17 protein-coding genes are annotated in these 16,015 nt (G+C 39.9%); 14 read left to right on the top strand and 3 right to left on the bottom strand.

Features of this window, described 5'->3' with window-relative positions; genetic code table 11:
- Window positions 1–6 precede the first annotated feature (6 nt).
- The 7 genes from dnaG to FGG79_RS10140 all read left to right on the top strand — a co-directional run bounded on the left by dnaG (window position 7) and on the right by FGG79_RS10140 (window position 7,506).
- On the top strand, window positions 7–1,818 hold the full coding sequence (dnaG, locus tag FGG79_RS10170) for a DNA primase (RefSeq protein WP_138777932.1): 1,812 nt from the start codon (window positions 7–9) through the stop codon (window positions 1,816–1,818).
- Between the two features lie 33 nt (window positions 1,819–1,851).
- The gene (gene rpoD, locus FGG79_RS10165; RefSeq protein WP_138777930.1) at window positions 1,852–2,982 is read left to right on the top strand and encodes an RNA polymerase sigma factor RpoD; all 1,131 of its coding nucleotides are present in this window, start codon (window positions 1,852–1,854) and stop codon (window positions 2,980–2,982) included.
- 118 nt (window positions 2,983–3,100) lie between these two features.
- Window positions 3,101–3,640 carry a hypothetical protein gene (locus FGG79_RS10160; protein WP_138777928.1) on the top strand — a complete coding sequence of 180 codons (540 nt, stop codon included), beginning with the start codon at window positions 3,101–3,103 and terminating at the stop codon, window positions 3,638–3,640.
- A gap of 166 nt (window positions 3,641–3,806) precedes the next feature.
- Window positions 3,807–4,949, top strand: coding sequence for an acyl-CoA dehydrogenase (locus FGG79_RS10155; protein ID WP_138777926.1), 1,143 nt, complete (start codon window positions 3,807–3,809; stop codon window positions 4,947–4,949).
- Window positions 4,950–5,189: 240 nt separating this feature from the next.
- Entirely contained in the window at window positions 5,190–5,564 is a 375-nt protein-coding gene (cccA, locus tag FGG79_RS10150; protein ID WP_138777924.1) for a cytochrome c550, read from the top strand.
- Between the two features lie 116 nt (window positions 5,565–5,680).
- On the top strand, window positions 5,681–6,391 hold the full coding sequence (locus tag FGG79_RS10145) for a tRNA (adenine(22)-N(1))-methyltransferase (protein WP_138778835.1): 711 nt from the start codon (window positions 5,681–5,683) through the stop codon (window positions 6,389–6,391).
- A complete protein-coding gene (locus FGG79_RS10140) occupies window positions 6,388–7,506 on the top strand; it encodes a Nif3-like dinuclear metal center hexameric protein (RefSeq protein ID WP_138777922.1) in 1,119 nt (372 codons plus the stop codon). The genes FGG79_RS10145 and FGG79_RS10140 overlap by 4 nt, the downstream gene beginning before the upstream one ends.
- Before the next feature lie 43 nt (window positions 7,507–7,549).
- Here FGG79_RS10140 and FGG79_RS10135 read toward each other — a convergent pair whose 3' ends face one another.
- Window positions 7,550–8,506 (bottom strand): 4-hydroxy-3-methylbut-2-enyl diphosphate reductase, encoded by a 957-nt coding sequence (locus FGG79_RS10135; protein ID WP_138777920.1) that lies wholly within the window; start codon window positions 8,504–8,506, stop codon window positions 7,550–7,552.
- 216 nt (window positions 8,507–8,722) lie between these two features.
- Entirely contained in the window at window positions 8,723–9,433 is a 711-nt protein-coding gene (gene vrrA / locus FGG79_RS10130; RefSeq protein WP_138777919.1) for a VrrA/YqfQ family protein, read from the bottom strand.
- 319 nt (window positions 9,434–9,752) lie between these two features.
- Here vrrA and FGG79_RS10125 point away from each other — a divergent pair, with 319 nt between their 5' ends.
- Window positions 9,753–11,060: a DEAD/DEAH box helicase gene (locus FGG79_RS10125; protein WP_138777917.1), complete on the top strand. Its 1,308-nt coding sequence runs from the start codon at window positions 9,753–9,755 to the stop codon at window positions 11,058–11,060.
- Between the two features lie 69 nt (window positions 11,061–11,129).
- On the top strand, window positions 11,130–12,023 hold the full coding sequence (locus tag FGG79_RS10120) for a deoxyribonuclease IV (RefSeq protein WP_138777915.1): 894 nt from the start codon (window positions 11,130–11,132) through the stop codon (window positions 12,021–12,023).
- A gap of 52 nt (window positions 12,024–12,075) precedes the next feature.
- Here the strand turns inward: FGG79_RS10120 and FGG79_RS10115 are convergent, their stop codons facing one another.
- Window positions 12,076–12,330, bottom strand: coding sequence for a DUF2624 domain-containing protein (locus FGG79_RS10115; protein ID WP_138777913.1), 255 nt, complete (start codon window positions 12,328–12,330; stop codon window positions 12,076–12,078).
- An 89-nt stretch (window positions 12,331–12,419) separates the two neighbouring features.
- On the opposite strand from FGG79_RS10115, the gene FGG79_RS10110 reads away from it, so the two are divergent.
- The 5 genes from FGG79_RS10110 to FGG79_RS10090 all read left to right on the top strand — a co-directional run bounded on the left by FGG79_RS10110 (window position 12,420) and on the right by FGG79_RS10090 (window position 16,001).
- Entirely contained in the window at window positions 12,420–13,301 is an 882-nt protein-coding gene (locus tag FGG79_RS10110; protein WP_138777911.1) for a YitT family protein, read from the top strand.
- A gap of 159 nt (window positions 13,302–13,460) precedes the next feature.
- Window positions 13,461–14,237, top strand: a complete 777-nt coding sequence (locus tag FGG79_RS10105) for a metal ABC transporter ATP-binding protein (RefSeq protein ID WP_138777909.1) — start codon at window positions 13,461–13,463, stop codon at window positions 14,235–14,237.
- 18 nt (window positions 14,238–14,255) lie between these two features.
- The gene (locus FGG79_RS10100) at window positions 14,256–15,113 is read left to right on the top strand and encodes a metal ABC transporter permease (RefSeq protein WP_138777907.1); all 858 of its coding nucleotides are present in this window, start codon (window positions 14,256–14,258) and stop codon (window positions 15,111–15,113) included.
- A gap of 3 nt (window positions 15,114–15,116) precedes the next feature.
- Complete coding sequence (locus FGG79_RS10095; RefSeq protein ID WP_138777906.1) at window positions 15,117–15,533, top strand: Fur family transcriptional regulator; 417 nt, start codon at window positions 15,117–15,119, stop codon at window positions 15,531–15,533.
- A gap of 105 nt (window positions 15,534–15,638) precedes the next feature.
- On the top strand, window positions 15,639–16,001 hold the full coding sequence (locus tag FGG79_RS10090) for a DUF1499 domain-containing protein (RefSeq protein ID WP_138777904.1): 363 nt from the start codon (window positions 15,639–15,641) through the stop codon (window positions 15,999–16,001).
- The last annotated feature ends 14 nt before the right edge of the window (window positions 16,002–16,015 follow it).

The following is a 16,015-nucleotide window of genomic DNA, read 5'->3' as shown; positions in this document are numbered from 1 at the left end:
TAGATGATGTCTGAAAGAATCCCTGAAGATACGTTAAATAAAATATTATCGTCAACCGATATTGTTGATGTTGTCAGTGATTATGTACAACTAAAAAAGCAGGGACGCAATTATTTCGGTTTATGTCCGTTTCATGGAGAGAACACTCCATCTTTTTCTGTTTCTCCTGACAAGCAAATATTCCACTGCTTTGGTTGTGGCGCTGGGGGAAATGCGTTTACCTTTCTAATGGATGTGGATGGATTAAACTTCCAGGAGGCAGCGCAAAAGCTCGGGTCCAAAGTGGGCGAAGAGATTTCCATTCAAACCTCCTCGTCTGAACAAACGCTTCCTCCTCAAGAAGATGAAAAGCAAATGATGGAAGCACATGGTTTATTAAGTAAATTTTACCATCATCTCCTTCTAAACACAAAAGAAGGTCAGGAAGCTTTGGAATATTTATTGGCCCGGGGATTCACGACAGAAAGTATTGCGAAATTCCAAATTGGATGGTCACTTCCCAGTTGGGATTTTACCGTGAAGTTCCTTCAGAAGAGAGGGTACTCCCTTGAATTGATGGAAGCGGCAGGTTTGCTCGTAAGAAGAGAGCGGGACGATTCTTTCCTCGATCGTTTCAGAGGAAGAATCATGTTTCCAATTGTTGATACGAAGGGGAACACTGTTGCCTTCTCAGGACGGAGCATTGAAGCGAATGACGAACCCAAATACTTAAATAGTCCTGAAACAAAAATCTTTAATAAAAGCAGCATTCTCTATAATTATCATGGCGCAAGAGCAATGATCAGAAGAAAACAGCAGGCGATTTTGTTTGAAGGATTTGCAGATGTTATTTCAGCTAATGAAGCTGGAGTGGAAAATGGGATCGCCACCATGGGTACTTCATTAACTGAGCAGCAAATCGGTCTATTGAAACGCTTAACTGATTCCATCATCATTTGTTACGATGGTGATTCTGCTGGAGTGGAGGCCGCATTCAGAGCCGGAAGACTTCTTCATAATCATCAGTTGAATATCCGTGTCGCCACAATTCCAGAACAACTAGACCCTGATGACTACATTACCAAGTATGGTGAAGCCAAGTTTCAACAGGATGTAATAGGGGCAAGTTTAACGCTCATGGCGTTTAAACTTAGGTATTATAAGCTAAATAAAAACTTGAATGATGAAGGAGATCGTCTTAAGTATATAGAAGACATACTTAAGGAAATTACTCAATTGAGTAAAGCGGTTGAAAAGGATTATTATTTAAGGTATTTAGCCGATGAGTTCGAGTTATCATTAGAAGCACTTCAACAACAACTGGCTGAATTCGAAGGTCCCCAAAAGCGCATGTCAAAACCTTCTAAACAGGTCGGTATGCAAGTGGATTTCAAGCGCTCAACCCAAACCAAGTTATTACCTGCATACCAGACGGCTGAAAGAAGATTGATTGCATACATGCTAAAGGACGCGAATATAGCTTATAAGATTCAGGAGTGGCTTGCAGGTACAAATCTTAATATTGATGAGCATCAAGCTATTATTACTTATTTATTGGGTTATTATGAAGAAGGTCTGCCTCCAAGTGCCAGTGCCTTTATAGGCTATCTACCTGACGAGAGGTTGAGAAGGGTCGTTACAGACATCGAAATGATGTCAATAAGCGAAGAAAGTACAGAGCAAGAATTAGCAGATTATGTTAATCAGGTGTTAAAACATCAAAAGATGTTGAGAATAAAAGAAAAAGAAGTGGAAAGAAAAGAAGCGGAAAGACTAAAGGATTACCGAAAAGAAGCACAAATTGCAATGGAAATCTTACAGCTACGTAAGTCTCTATAAAGTTTTGTAAGGAAGTTGGAAGGAGGGGAACAAATGGCTGAAAAGTCAGCGCGTTCCAAACAAATAGCGTCAGAATTAACAGTTGATCAGGTGAAAGAATTTTTAGTAAACCAAGGTAAGAAAAGGGGAGTCCTCACCTACGAGGATATAGCCGATAAATTATCAGGATTTGAGTTGGATTCCGATCAAATGGATGAATTCTACGAGCACTTAGGTGAACAAAATGTAGAAATCGTCAATGAAAGCGATGAAGATGATGATCCAGGTGCAACGGAGTTAGAGAAAGAAGAGGGAGAAGAATTTAACCTTAATGATTTAAGCGTTCCTCCTGGAGTTAAAATAAATGACCCGGTCCGTATGTACTTGAAAGAAATCGGAAGAGTGGACCTGTTATCTGCAGAAGAAGAGATAAACCTTGCCAAGAGAATTGAGGATGGTGATGAAGAAGCTAAGCGACGCCTCGCAGAAGCGAACTTAAGACTTGTTGTCAGCATTGCAAAACGGTATGTAGGTCGAGGTATGCTTTTCTTAGATCTTATCCAAGAAGGTAACATGGGTCTTATCAAAGCTGTGGAGAAGTTTGATTATCGTAAGGGATACAAATTCAGTACGTATGCAACCTGGTGGATTCGTCAAGCCATTACCCGTGCGATTGCTGATCAGGCTAGAACCATTCGTATTCCGGTTCATATGGTGGAAACCATTAATAAGCTGATTCGGGTACAAAGACAGTTACTTCAAGATTTAGGTCGTGAGCCTGCACCAGAAGAAATTGCTGAAGAAATGGACCTAACCCCTGAAAAGGTTAGAGAAATCCTTAAGATTGCTCAAGAGCCGGTATCACTTGAAACACCTATTGGTGAAGAAGATGATTCTCATCTTGGAGATTTCATTGAGGATGCAGAAGCTCAATCCCCTTCAGAACATGCTGCTTACGAACTATTGAAAGAGCAACTTGAAGATGTACTGGATACCCTTACAGATCGTGAAGAAAACGTCCTGCGTTTACGTTTTGGTCTGGATGATGGAAGAACTCGTACCTTGGAAGAGGTAGGCAAGGTCTTTGGTGTAACGCGAGAACGTATTCGTCAAATTGAAGCAAAGGCCCTTAGAAAGCTTCGTCATCCAAGCAGAAGCAAACGTTTGAAAGACTTTTTAGAATAGAATACTCTTTTGCTGCCTCTATTGTGCATAGAGGTAGTTTTTTTTGCCGAAATAAAGGTTTTTTTATCCATGATGGCGAAAATAGCAATAGGATTTAACAATTGAAGGTGTGACGACTTTGAACAAAACTAACCATTCAAAAAAAGAAATCATCATTTCTGAAATTCAAATTTGGAAACAAACGAAAATGCTTCCCGAACAATACTGTGACTACCTTCTCGCGTTATATACAGGTGGGGAAGGAACTGGTCAACCAGACAAAAGCAGTGTTAAAAAGAAATTCGTGCTTAAGGATTTCCTCTTTTCAATCTGCTCTATTTCAATTTCATTATTTGTCATTTATTTTACTGAATTGTCAATCGTTTTGCAAACAGCGATTTTGGCAAGTTTTGTCGGATTATTAACAGGTGTGGGAATTTATTATACTAAGAAACAATTATCACCTTTGCTTTTATACTGTTCCTCCGCTTGCATCTTATTGCTCTCTTCCATTGAAATCGTGGAGGGAATATTTAGAGGAAGCTCGTTCTACTTATACATAACCTTATTTCTTAACTGTTTGATTTGGATTGGCGTTGGAGTGAAGTGGAAAATGAGTTATTTTTCATGGTCGGGATCAGTAGGAGTGGTTTTACTAATTTTTTATATACTACTATAACTTCTGAAAATTTAAAAGTTTTTTAAAGTTGAGAAAATTCACTATTCCCTTTTATAATAGGTATGGTAGCGTATTCATGAAGTCGGATGAGTATGTTTGAAAGCGCTTTTTAATATAAAGGAAGTTTAGGGCTTTCAGTCATCAAAGTTAGACAAGGGGGATAAGTATGAATTTCGATTTAACACAAGAACAAACAATGATTAAAAAGACGATCAGGGAATTTGCTGATGAAGAGGTGGCGCCTGGTGCATTGGACCGGGACCGAACAAAGGAATTTCCTAAAGAAATTTTCAAGAAACTTTCTGATTTGGGAATGATGGGGCTTCCTTTTCCAGAAGAATATGGCGGAGCGGGGGCCGATACGGTCAGTTTTGCGATTGTAACTGAAGAGCTAAGCCGAGCATGTGCTTCAACTGGGATTACGTATTCTGCTCATATCTCTTTGGGAGGAGCGCCAATTAATTTATTCGGTACTCATGAACAGAAACAGGAATATTTAACTCCCATCTGTACAGGGGAATCATTTGGAGCTTTTGGTCTCACGGAGCCTAATGCCGGTTCTGATGCAGGCGGAACCCAGACCACTGCAGAGGATAAAGGGGATAAATGGGTCATCAACGGAAATAAGTGTTATATTACCAACGCAAGTTATGCAAATCACCTGGCGTTGACGGCTATTACAGGTAGAAACAATGGGAATAAGGAAATCAGTGCAATCATCGTCCCTACCAGTGCCAAAGGTTTTAAGGTAATTGATAATTATGAAAAAATGGGTCTGCATTCTTCCAATACCACAGAGTTGGTTCTCGAAGATGTAGAAGTACCTAAAGAAAATCTGTTAGGGAAACAAGGAGAAGGATTCAAACAATTCCTGGTAACCCTGGACGGAGGAAGAATTGGTATTGGGGCTATGGCTGTCGGGGTAGCACAGGCTGCCTTTGATAAGGCGCTCCAATATTCGAAAGAGCGTAAACAGTTTGGTAAAACCTTATCACAGTTTCAAGTTACTCAATTTAAGCTGGCAGATATGGCAATGAAGATTGAGCTTGCAAGAAATATGGTACACAAAGCTGCATGGTTGAAGGACCAGGGAAGACCGTTTTCGAAAGAAGCTTCTATGTGTAAACTTTACGCTTCAGAAATCAGTATGGAAGTTGCGAATGAAGCGATTCAAATCCATGGTGGGTACGGTTACATGAAAGAATACCATGTTGAGCGCTATTTACGGGATGCCAAGCTTCTTGAAATTGGAGAAGGGACCTCAGAGGTTCAGAGAATGGTCATCTCAAGGTTGATCGGGTGTCAATAAGGGGTTAGGTCCTAAATGATGAACAGTGAGCTCTATTGGTCCCCTGGGGAGAATAGAGCTCCTCTATTTATCCTGTATAAGCTGGTGTAACTAAGGAAATTTAAAAGAAATGTGTCTAATTTATGAGAAAGATGGAAAAGTTAATTGATAGTACTTTTACTTTGTCGATTTTTACAGTAAAATATAAAGTGTTGAAAAGAGCACTATTTTTTGGATTTGTACATAAAGGAGGTTAAAATCATGAATCGTAATCCAATTATTCCATTCGTACTTATTGCGGCTCTTGGTATTGGTCTTATTTTCTTCTTATCAATTGAAGGACTTAACAATGCCGAAGAGAAAGCAAAAGAAGAAAAGCATGGTGATATGGAAGGTAAAGATGGAGAAGAAGCTTCAAGCGGTGAATTCGATCCGGAAGCGAAGTACAAAGAGTCTTGCGTTTCTTGTCATGGTGGAAACTATGAAGGTGGCGCTGGTCCAGCTCTTAAAGGTACCAAGCTATCTAAAGACGAGATCAAGGATAGAATTAAAAATGGTGGAGGCATCATGCCTGCTGGTCTTGTAGCAGATGAAAATCTTGATGCAATGGCAGACTGGATCAAATCACTTAAATAATCAATGTATGAAAAAGGTTCTTTGTCTTAGGGCAAAGGGCTTTTTTTATATAGAAAAGTTGGTTAGAATGATTATCGTACATGTATCTCCAATAAAAAATGAGTAAAGGTGAACATATGAATATTCAACAATTATCAAAGCGACTAGAAACAGTTGTCTCATACATACCGGAAAATTCCAAAATTGCTGATATAGGATCAGATCACGCGTATCTCCCGTGTTATGCAGTAAACAAAGGCATCGCTTCCTTCGCCGTTGCAGGTGAAGTAGTAAAGGGGCCATATCTTTCTGCGAAGAAACAGGTAGAGGATGCACAATTAACAAAGAAAGTAGAAGTAAGATTAGGAAATGGTTTAGAGGTGTTAGCTCCTGGGGAAGTAGATTGTATAACGATTGCAGGGATGGGTGGTGCATTGATTGCATCCATTTTGGAGGCTGGAAAAGATAAACTCTCCAATGGACCAAGGTTGATCCTGCAACCCAATGTGAGTGCGAGTTCAATACGAACGTGGCTGATGGACAATGAATGGAGTCTGATAGGAGAAGATATTCTTGAAGAAGACGACAAACTTTATGAAATAGTAATAGCTGAAAAAGGGGATCCAAGAGCAAATTATTCCAATGAAATGGAAAAAGAGCTGTTGCTTGGCCCATTTTTGATGAATGATCAAAGCGAAGCGTTTAAGAAAAAATGGAATCAGGAGCTTCATCAATGGAAGAAAATAATAAATAACATGGAAAGAGCAGAAAAGACCGATGCTTTAGTAAAACGAAAGCGGGAACTTATTCAAAAAATCCAAATGGTAGAGGAGGTCCTTACCCCATGAAAACAGTAAACGGCCATGAAATCATTCAGCTTTTCGAGGAATTTTCTCCTAAACATCTGGCTGAAGAAGGAGATCCGATTGGACTTCAAATCGGTAAACTGAATGAAAAGGTGGATAATGTGATGATCACCTTGGATGTGTTGGATAATGTGGTGGATGAAGCCATTAAGAATAATGTGAAATTAATCATCGCCCATCATCCTCCATTATTCCGTCCATTAAAAACGTTGCAAACAGGCACTTATCAAGGTCGAATGATTGAAAAGCTAATCAAACATGATATTGCCGTTTATGCTGCCCATACGAATCTTGATGTAGCGACAGGAGGAGTGAATGATCTACTGGCTGATATGCTGAAATTGAAGGATCACTCTGTCCTTGTTCCGACCTACAGTGAAGAGCTCCGGAAACTGGTGGTGTATATACCGAAAGAGAACGGCGAAGAACTTCGAAAGGCTTTAGGGAAAGCAGGAGCCGGGCATATTGGGAACTATTCTCATTGCACTTTCTCAACTGAAGGACAAGGGAGATTCTTACCTGAAGAAGGTACAAACCCTCATATAGGGAAGCAGGGTGTACCTGAAGAAGTAGAGGAAGAAAAGGTGGAGACTGTATATCCAATTTCCCTACAGAATAAAGTATTGAAAGCGATGTTTACCCATCATCCATATGAAGAGGTTGCCTATGATATCTATTCCCTTAAGAATGGATCACCTGCTCTGGGGTTAGGGAGAATAGGATATTTACCAAACGAAATGAACCTGGCAGAGTTTGCGCTGCATGTGAAGAAAACATTTGGTATGGATGGAGTCAGAGTAATTGGTAACGGGGAAGCGAAAGTTAAGAAAGTAGCAGTACTAGGCGGCGATGGAAATAAGTTTATCGGAAAAGCCAAGAGACAAGGAGCCGATGTGTTTGTCTCTGGTGATATTTATTATCATACTGCTCATGACGCTATGATGATGGGACTTAACGTTGTGGACGCCGGTCATCATATTGAAAAAGTGATGAGAGAAGGAGTAGCCGAATATCTTACAAAAAAATGTTCGGATAAAGGGTATATTGTTAATATCTTTGCTTCGAAATCTGAAACGAACCCATTTACGTATATGTAATATGAAAGGCCCCTCCAATTTGGAGGGGCCTTTCACATTGATATTATTTGGTTCCCAATTTTGCTTTGCGTACTTTAGGTAGTATTTTATTTAACGGTACAGTGTGTTCTCTTGTCCATGTGACTTCATCATTACGATCAAAAGCTTCAAGGAATTTAACGACTTCTTTTACGATTGGAGTCGGAGTGGATGCACCAGCTGTTACCGCCACAATGTTGGCATCTTTTATCCATTCAATGTCCAATTCGCTGATGTCTGAAATTCTATGGGCGGGAGTACCTGCGATATCCTTCGATACTTGAGCAAGGCGATTGGAGTTATTGCTTTTAGGGTCGCCTACTACAATGAGGACATCAGCATCTCCAGCCTGTTCGGCTACTGCTTCTTGTCTGACTTGTGTAGCAAGGCAAATCTCTTTGTGCAACTCGACGTGAGGGTACATTTCCTTCACCTTGTCCATGGTATCGAGTACATCCCATTGACTCATCGTCGTTTGGTTAGTCACGATGATTTTTTCGTTGTCGATGGATAATTTTTCAACATCATCCGCTGTTTCGACAAGATGAACGATTTCAGGAGCTACACCGACAGCACCTTCTGGCTCAGGGTGTCCTTTCTTACCGATATAGATCACGTCGTACCCTTCAGCTTCTTTCGCACGAATCAGGTCATGTGTCTTGGTTACATCGGGACAAGTTGCATCAAGGGTGACAAGTCCTTTTTGTTTTGCGATTTCCTTTACTTCAGGAGATACTCCGTGAGCTGTGAAAATCACCGTTCCTTCATTCACTTGTTCAATGATATCTTTTCTATTGCTGCCATCTAGGGTGATAATGCCGTCTTCTTCGAACGCATCGGTTACATGCTTGTTATGGACGATCATCCCTAAAATATAAATTGGGCGAGGAAGCGATTTATCTAATGCAGCATTTCTTGCAATAACCATTGCATCTACTACACCATAACAATAGCCCCTCGGAGTAATTTTAATAATTTCCATCTATGAATATCCTCCTACATGAGAAAAGGTTTTGTCTTCATTATAAAGGAGAATGGCCTTTCTGACAAAGAGAACGAAGTGGGTAGACGTTTTTGAGTGATAATAGAGGCGGCACCAAAGGATTTTACGAAGAAAAGTTCTTTGCATGTTAAACACTTTGTTCATAAAACAAAAAAAATCCCTCAAGGTGATTCATTCCCTTTAGGGATTCGGTTATTAAATATAGAGTTTCGGTTTAGAGTTGGAGGTAAGAGGGACCTCTTCTTCCATTTCAACATCATCCGTTATTTTTACAGGCGGCTTCTTTTTCTTTTTTTTCTCTACTTTTGTCTCTGCATCCGGAACACTGATATCCTCATCCTTTTTTTCTTCTTCTGTGGTTTCATTATCGGGCATATTTTGCAATCCTCGATAAAGCTTCCACAAAGACGGGATATTTTTGACCATAGGGCCGTATTGTTGAAACATCGGACCTAATTGCTGGGCGCTTTGAAGCATTTGTTGAGTGTTCGACAAAAAGGAATTCACATTACCAGGATTCAGAAGACTTTGAATAATGCCTCCTGCTGCTTGAGGGGAACGTTCGGAATCAGTTGAAGTCGTACTTGAATCACTTCTTGTGAATTGTTGAAGTAGCCCGCCACCTGTATTGTTGTTTTCCCCTTTTTTTAGGAATTTTGATAATAATCCCCCTTTGCCTGACCCTCTGCCTCGTCCCTTTTGATTCATTCCCAAATTGAAGCCCTGGTTTTGACTTTGTCCGCGGAATTGAAAGGGTGGTGGTTGTGTCTGTCCGAGTCCGAAGCTATTTCTTCCAGATTGTGACTGCATCCTGAACCCGTTTCCCTGGCGAAATCCCCGCTGCTGTCTCATTCCAAAAGGGTTCCTCATATCTTGACCCGGATCCCTCATTCTTCTAGGCGGCATAATGACAGCCTCCTTTCATTTCGAATAAATTCATGGTCATTATAGAGTATGCAAAAGGATAAAAAAGGGTATTGTTACACTATCATCATAAATAAAAATAAGGTTGACCTAGATGTTTTGCCGAAAATTTATTATAATGGTTAGATGTTCTTTAAATATGACGCTTACTAAACTGTTACGTTAAAATAAAATCACTGACGACATCAAAGTGACCCGTAAATTTTATATAGATCTGTGGTGATGATGTGAACGAATTGCGGCATCCATCCCGATGACAGCGTGAATAAAAGGATATTTATAATAAAAGGAGATGTATGGAATGAAAAAGAATCTATTTCTACAATTTGGATTCCAAGCGTTCATCAATGAAGCTGTAGAAGAACTTGGTTTCTACGAACCGACAGAAATCCAAAAAAAAATGATCCCTCTAATTCTTAAAGGGCAAAGTGCAATCGGTCAATCTCAAACAGGAACGGGAAAAACACATTCGTACTTATTACCAATCATTGAGAAGGTGAATACAAGTGCTGACCAGGTACAAGCTGTGATTACTGCCCCCACACGTGAATTGGCTCAGCAGATTTATCAAGAAGTGCTTAAAATTACGAAGGATAGTGACATTGTTTCCCGTTGTTTTATCGGTGGTACGGATAAGCAGAGAACAATTGATAAATTGAAAAATCAGCCTCATATCGTAGTAGGAACCCCTGGTAGAATCAATGATTTAGTGAAAGATCAGGCACTGTTTGTTCATACAGCATCGCTCTTGGTCATTGATGAAGCGGACTTAATGCTCGATATGGGATTCATTGAAGATGTGGATCAGATTGCTGCAAAGATGCCAGAGAAACTGCAAATGTTAGTATTTTCTGCAACCATACCTGAGAAACTTAAACCTTTCTTGAAAAAGTATATGGAAAATCCACAATATGCTCATGTGGAGCCTGAACAGCGTTCTGCGAAGAATATACAACATGTGATTGTTCCTCTGAAGAGTCGCGATAAAACCAATCTATTGTACAATATTTTAGTGGAAATTAATCCATATTTAGGAATTGTCTTTACTAATACCAAACAAAAGGCAGATGAAGTGGCCGATTCCCTGATTGCTAAAGGATTGAAGGTCGGCCGTATTCACGGTGATCTATCGCCCCGTGAGCGTAAGAAAATGATGAAACAAACCAGAAATCTCGATTATCAATATATCGTAGCAACTGACTTAGCAGCACGGGGAATTGATATAGAGGGAGTAAGTCACATCATAAACTTTGAATTGCCTCAGGACTTGGATTTCTATGTTCATCGTTCTGGTCGTACAGCACGTGCAGGTAATAGTGGGATTGCTTTTACTATTTATACACCGTCAGATGAGGATGCATTAAATCGCTTGGAGAAGCTTGGAATTAGCTTTTCACATCGGGACATTAAAAAAGGCGAATGGTCTGAGCTCCCTCCTCTGAACAAGCGGAAGAATCGTCAGAAATCGCATGTTGATGAAGTGGATGAAAAGGCGAAATCGATGGTCCGTAAACCGAAATCAGTTAAACCAGGATATAAAAAGAAAATGAAATATAAAGTGGATCAAATCAAGAAGCGGGAAAGAAGAATCAAAAACAGAAACAAATAAGTGTTTGAACGTGATTCATTTGTACACATTCGATACAATAAAGAGAGATTTTCTTAGGAGTTGAGAAGAATGATGAAAATTGGATCCCATGTTTCCATGAGTGGAAAAAACATGTTACTTTCTTCAAGTGAAGAAGCCGTTTCTTATGGAGCGAATACCTTTATGATTTACACAGGAGCGCCTCAAAACACGAGAAGAAAAAAGATAGAAGATTTAAATATTGAAGCAGGAATGGCCCATATGAAAGAAAATGGAATTGAGGACATTGTCGTGCATGCTCCCTATATCATTAACATAGGGAATACGACAAACCCTTCCACATTTGAATTGGGTGTCAATTTCCTTCGATCTGAAATCGAGCGTACAGAAGCTCTCGGAGCAGGGCAAATCGTCCTTCATCCAGGTGCACATGTAGGTGCAGGAGCGGACAAGGGAATCGAGAGAATCATTGAAGGATTGAATGAGGTATTAACAAAAGACCATAAAGTGCAAATTGCGTTAGAAACCATGGCTGGAAAAGGTTCAGAATGTGGCCGCTCCTTTGAGGAATTAGCCCAGATCATTAATGGGGTAGAATTGAATGACCGACTTTCTGTCTGCTTTGATACATGTCATACACATGACGCAGGGTATAATATTGTAGAGGATTTTGACGGGGTACTTGATGAGTTCGATAAAATTGTGGGAATTGATCGTTTAAAGGTTCTTCACATCAATGATAGTAAAAATGAGCGGGGAGCTAGCAAAGACCGTCATGAAAACCTTGGATTCGGTCATATCGGATTCAAGGCACTGAATTATATCGTGCATCATCCACAGCTTACGGCTGTCCCGAAAATCTTAGAAACGCCATTTGTAGGGGAAGATAAGAAAAATAAAAAACCTCCATACAAGTTTGAAATTGATATGCTTCGCAATCAGACATTTGATGAAGATGTATTATCGAAAATACTAAATCAGTAAAGCGATAGAGGAGGCTATCTCTCATGATCTGAGGACGCCTCCTCTTTCTTTACTATCTGATAAGCTGTAAAAAGAGTCGATTGATTTCCTTTGCCTTGGCGGGTCCAATGACCCTGGCTAGATTCTTCACAAGTCTGCTTCGCTGTGCATCATCAAAAATATTAATGTTCTTGCCTTTAACACTTGCCACGATACTTGTGGTCTCTTGTGATGTTAATGAAATATTATATTGTTTGGCATACTTCAATAATTCATCATTGGAAATATGATTGATTTTGTGATTAATCACATTTTGCAATAGCTTCATGTTTATCACTCCTCAAATGATACATATGTGACAGAAAGGAAGAAAGTGACACTTTTATAAGAAAAATAGGAAAAGGAAAGGACGTAACGATGACCAAAAGAATCCATAAAAAAGAGAGTCCGCTCCATTTTATTTATCGCCTGTTTTTCATTACAATCGGAGCAGGGTTGGCTGCTGTGGCCATAGAACTTTTTCTCGTTCCCAATAATATTATCGATGGTGGCATCATCGGCATTTCATTGATCCTAAATTATCTCATTTCAGATACGATTCCTTTTCTTAACTTCTCAACATTACTGGTCCTGTTAAATCTTCCATTCATGTATTCAGGTTACAAACAGATCGGAAAAACCTTCGTGGTGTCTTCATTAGTTGCGATCGTCTCATTAGCCATTATCGAAAGTCTCCTTCATCATATGGAGCCGTTCGTTACCGAGGAAATCCTTGCGACTGTTTTCGGGGGATTGATTCTTGGTGTCGGGGTCGGACTTGTCATCCGTCATGGAGGATCTTTAGACGGTACGGAGATCCTTGGGATTCTCTTAACTAAGAAGCTTCCTTTTTCCGTGGGTGAATTTGTGATGTTCATGAACATCTTCATTTTCGGGTGGGCGGCATTTGTCTTCGGGATTGAAGAAGCCATGTATTCCGTAATGACATACTACATTGCGTTTAAGACAATCGATACGGTCATACAAGGGATGGATGAAACCAAAGCGGTTATAATTGTGTCAGATGATTATCTAGACGTATCGGACGCGATTTTACATCGGCTGGGTAGAGGAACGACCATGTTAAAAGGACGTGGAGGCTATACGGATAATGACAAAGAAGTCATTTATGTCGTCGTTACGAGACTTGAAGTAACGAAGTTAAAATCAATTGTTTCCGATGTGGATCCGAGTGCGTTCATCACGATAATGAACACACAGGAAACGAAGGGTGCCAGATTCAAATCTGCTATTCATTAAGTGAAATCCGCTGAATCGTATAAGAATGATAAAGGACTGCCTTTGGGCAGTCCTTTTCTCAAGGGAATAATCGGGATGATTTACAATTGAACTTACATCCTGTATACTACCCTATGTGCTTTTAAATCGGAATGATTCTTATAAAGAGAGTTGATTGAAATGGATAAGTCAAATCCAATCATTAAAATAGAAAACGTGAATTTTAGGTATGAGCGTGAAAAAGTGTTAGAGGAAATCAATTTGAGCATTCCAAGAGGTGCATTCCTTGGAATCGTTGGTCCGAATGGCTCGGGGAAATCAACATTATTGAAGCTTGTTCTTGGCCTTTTGCGTGTGAAGCAGGGGAGTATCGAGCTGTTCGGTGTTCCACAGCATAAATTCAAACAATGGGACCGTATTGGATTTGTTTCACAAAAAGCGAACAGTTTCAATACAGGTTTTCCCGCAACCGTGTATGAGGTGGTGGCAAGCGGCTTAGCAAAAAAGGCTGGTTTGTTCAAACGAATTTCATCGAAATATAAAAAAGATGTACATGGAGCCATTGATTCAGTCGGAATGAGTCAGTTCGCTAAACGGAATATCGGTGAATTATCAGGGGGACAACAGCAGAGGGTCTTTATCGCAAGAGCCCTTGTCAGCCATCCCGATATATTGATTCTGGATGAACCGACGGTGGGTGTAGATAGTCAAAATGTCCAAAATTTTTATGATATGTTAGAAACCTTGAATAAAGATCTGGGGATCACACTTGTTCTTGTCACACATGATATCGGATCGATTTCAAATAAAGTGACTCACGTTGCTTGTTTAAATAAACATTTACATTTCCATGGCAAAACAGAAGAGTTTGAAAAGCTAAAAGAAAATCAGCTTTCCTCTTTTTATGGTCATGATGTACATTTCTTAAATCATGAGCATGAACATCATCATTCATGATCGAGTGGAGGTAAGACAATGCTTCAAGCAATTTTTCAATATGAATTTCTACAAAATGCATTCCTAACAGGCATCCTCATCGGGATCATTGCTCCCTTATTGGGAGCATTTATCGTTGTCAGGAGATTGTCTCTCATTGCAGATGCCCTGAGTCACGTCACTCTGTCTGGTATCGCAGCAAGCCTGTATATAAGTAAAACCGTGCCTGGATTTTCTGGACTGAATCCCCTTTATTTCGGAATGGCATTCTCCGTCATGGGTTCTTTGTTCATTGAGCGGTTACGAATGGTATATAAGCATTACCAGGAACTTGCGATTCCGATTATCCTTTCAGGGGGAATTGGGATCGGAGTCATTTTCATTTCTTTGGCAGACGGTTTTAATACTGATTTATTCAGTTATTTATTCGGCAGTGTCAGCGCTGTTAGCAGAGGGGATTTATATCTCATAGGTGGAATCAGTGTCCTTGTCATAGGGGTGATTTTCCTATTGTATAAGGAATTATTTCTCCTGTCTTTTGATGAGGATCATGCAAAGGCGTCAGGAATACCTGCGAAGGCGATTCACTTCATCTTTATGATAATGGTCGCACTTGTCATTGCCGCCTCCATGAGGATCGTAGGGATCCTCCTCGTGTCATCTCTAATGACATTGCCCGTTGCGGCAAGTATGAGAATCGCAAATGGGTTTAAGCAGACGATCGGATACTCACTGTTGTTCGGCGAGGTTTCAGTCATCGTCGGGTTAGTAAGTGCTTTCTATTTGAATCTTGCCCCTGGTGGAACGATTGTCATAACGGCAATCTTGATTTTACTCTTGACCATCGTGGTTAAGAAAGTAAGAACGTCGAGTCATTCTTCAAAAGTTGAGGTGTAGAAAGTGAATGTAACGGAAGCGATGGACCTATTGAAGTCAAAGGGTTATAAGCATACAGGAAAACGGGAGCAATTACTTGAATTGTTTTCGAGCTCGAATAAATATTTAACGGCCAGAGATGTTCTCGAGTATATGAAAGCTGATTACCCTGGTCTTAGTTTCGATACCATTTATCGTAATCTGAGCCTATTCGTTCAACTGGGAATACTAGAAGAGACCGAGCTTTCCAGCGAGAGACATTTTCGGTTTACGTGTGAAAGTCATCACCATCATCATCACTTCATTTGTATGGACTGCGGAAAAACGAAAGAAATTCATACATGTCCAATGGAAGCTTTAAAAGAAAATTTAGCAGAAACAGGGTATGATATTTCAGGTCACAAATTCGAAATATATGGTAAATGCCCACAGTGTCAGTAGAGATTCTTATAGAGAGTCTCTTTTTTTTTTTGAACATTACCAACGTTTAACAGTGGTGAAAAGAGGGGAAAAATAGATGTATAAGCAAAATGGAGGAGAGATACCATGGATTCGGTACCATTTACACATTGTCCAACGAAGAAAAAAAATTGCGTGAGCACAATTGATCTCACCTCGTATCACCGAATCGCACCTCTCCCTTTCAGTGGAGAAGTTGACGAAACAAAAGAGAGGATTCGGTATATCCTTAATCAATTTGATCAGGTGGAAATTAAAGAAGAGCAACCCCTATATATCCATGCTGTATTTACTTCCAAATGGTTGAAGTTCAAGGATGACCTGGAACTTTATCTAGATGAAAGTACGGGTCTTCTACATATTAAGTCAGGCTCACGACTTGGATATTATGATTTTAAAGTGAATCGAAAGCGAGTGGAAAGGTTTAAGTCACTCTTTAACAAGTACTAGAAAAAGCCTCTAAT

This window comes from Bacillus sp. BHET2, assembly GCF_005938125.1.
In the GTDB taxonomy this organism is placed as follows: Bacteria; Bacillota; Bacilli; order Bacillales; family Bacillaceae_B; genus Rossellomorea.
The sequence above is the reverse complement of the archived record's forward strand: the minus strand, read 5'-3'. Positions and strand labels throughout refer to the sequence as shown.

What these genes read in the sequence shown, in the direction of transcription:
- FGG79_RS10155 (WP_138777926.1), top strand. Translation starts at nt 3,807, where the DNA reads ATGAATTTCGATTTAACACAAGAACAAACAATGATTAAAAAGACGATC.
- vrrA (WP_138777919.1), bottom strand. Translation starts at nt 9,433, where the DNA reads ATGCCGCCTAGAAGAATGAGGGATCCGGGTCAAGATATGAGGAACCCT.
- FGG79_RS10120 (WP_138777915.1), top strand. Translation starts at nt 11,130, where the DNA reads ATGATGAAAATTGGATCCCATGTTTCCATGAGTGGAAAAAACATGTTA.
- FGG79_RS10100 (WP_138777907.1), top strand. Translation starts at nt 14,256, where the DNA reads ATGCTTCAAGCAATTTTTCAATATGAATTTCTACAAAATGCATTCCTA.
- FGG79_RS10145 (WP_138778835.1), top strand. Translation starts at nt 5,681, where the DNA reads ATGAATATTCAACAATTATCAAAGCGACTAGAAACAGTTGTCTCATAC.
- FGG79_RS10090 (WP_138777904.1), top strand. Translation starts at nt 15,639, where the DNA reads ATGGATTCGGTACCATTTACACATTGTCCAACGAAGAAAAAAAATTGC.
- FGG79_RS10140 (WP_138777922.1), top strand. Translation starts at nt 6,388, where the DNA reads ATGAAAACAGTAAACGGCCATGAAATCATTCAGCTTTTCGAGGAATTT.
- FGG79_RS10105 (WP_138777909.1), top strand. Translation starts at nt 13,461, where the DNA reads ATGGATAAGTCAAATCCAATCATTAAAATAGAAAACGTGAATTTTAGG.
- FGG79_RS10110 (WP_138777911.1), top strand. Translation starts at nt 12,420, where the DNA reads ATGACCAAAAGAATCCATAAAAAAGAGAGTCCGCTCCATTTTATTTAT.
- FGG79_RS10135 (WP_138777920.1), bottom strand. Translation starts at nt 8,506, where the DNA reads ATGGAAATTATTAAAATTACTCCGAGGGGCTATTGTTATGGTGTAGTA.
- rpoD (WP_138777930.1), top strand. Translation starts at nt 1,852, where the DNA reads ATGGCTGAAAAGTCAGCGCGTTCCAAACAAATAGCGTCAGAATTAACA.
- FGG79_RS10115 (WP_138777913.1), bottom strand. Translation starts at nt 12,330, where the DNA reads ATGAAGCTATTGCAAAATGTGATTAATCACAAAATCAATCATATTTCC.
- cccA (WP_138777924.1), top strand. Translation starts at nt 5,190, where the DNA reads ATGAATCGTAATCCAATTATTCCATTCGTACTTATTGCGGCTCTTGGT.
- dnaG (WP_138777932.1), top strand. Translation starts at nt 7, where the DNA reads ATGTCTGAAAGAATCCCTGAAGATACGTTAAATAAAATATTATCGTCA.
- FGG79_RS10125 (WP_138777917.1), top strand. Translation starts at nt 9,753, where the DNA reads ATGAAAAAGAATCTATTTCTACAATTTGGATTCCAAGCGTTCATCAAT.